Source organism: Frankia sp. AiPs1 (genome assembly GCF_023716945.1).
Lineage (GTDB): Bacteria > Actinomycetota > Actinomycetes > Frankiales > Frankiaceae > Frankia.
Genome location: NZ_JAMQQF010001116.1, coordinates 1 through 743, shown reverse-complemented (window position 1 = coordinate 743; position 743 = coordinate 1). Strand labels below are relative to the sequence as shown.

1 protein-coding gene is annotated in these 743 nt (G+C 78.5%); it reads right to left on the bottom strand.

All coding sequences use genetic code 11. The features are described from left to right. Positions 1-94: 94 nt before the first annotated feature. Positions 95-743 (bottom strand): CoA ester lyase (locus ND748_RS33195; protein ID WP_251750180.1); only part of this gene is annotated, 649 nt, incomplete at its 5' end.

Here is a 743-nt window from a genome sequence, read left to right as displayed (position 1 = left end):
CCCCGGGCCAGGCCGGCGGGCGCGGCGTCTGATCAGGCGCGGATCCCGCCGGCAGCCGGCGACGGCGACGGCGACGGCGAGCGGACCTGCCCGGCTATCGCGCCGGGACGCTCGCTGCGGCGCGCAGCAGGTGCTCGGCGTGGCGCAGGACCGGCGCGTCGACCATCCGGCCCTCGAAGGCGAACACGCCCACTCCCGCCTCGCGTGCCGCCGTCAGCACCCGGTGCGCCCAGGCCACCTCGTCCGCCGACGGCGCGAAGGCCGCCCGGACCACCGGGACCTGGGTCGGATGGATGCAGGCCTTGAGCCCGAAGCCGCTGGCCGCGGCGTCGCGCGCCTCGGCGCCCAGCCCGTCCAGGTCCGCGATGTTCAGGTAGACGGCGTCGATGGCCTGGCGCCCGTGCGCACCGGCGGCGAGCAGGACGGCCGCGCGGGCGTAGCGGGCGACGTCGCGGTAACGCCCGTCGTCGAAGCGGCTCGACCGGCCGCCGAGCCCGGCGACGAGGTCCTCCGCGCCCCACATCAGGCCGACGACGTTCGCCGCCGCGGCCAGCTCCGGCGCCGCGAGCACTCCGCGGGCCGTCTCGCACAGCGCGATGACCGCGAAGCCGGCGAGCTGGGCGACCTGCGCCGCCGACTCCGCCTTCGCCAGCATGACCAGGCGCACACCCGTCCCCGCCAGCGCCGCCAGGTCCGCGGCGAAGTCCGGGGTGCCGGCCGGGCTGACCCGCACGACGGTGCGG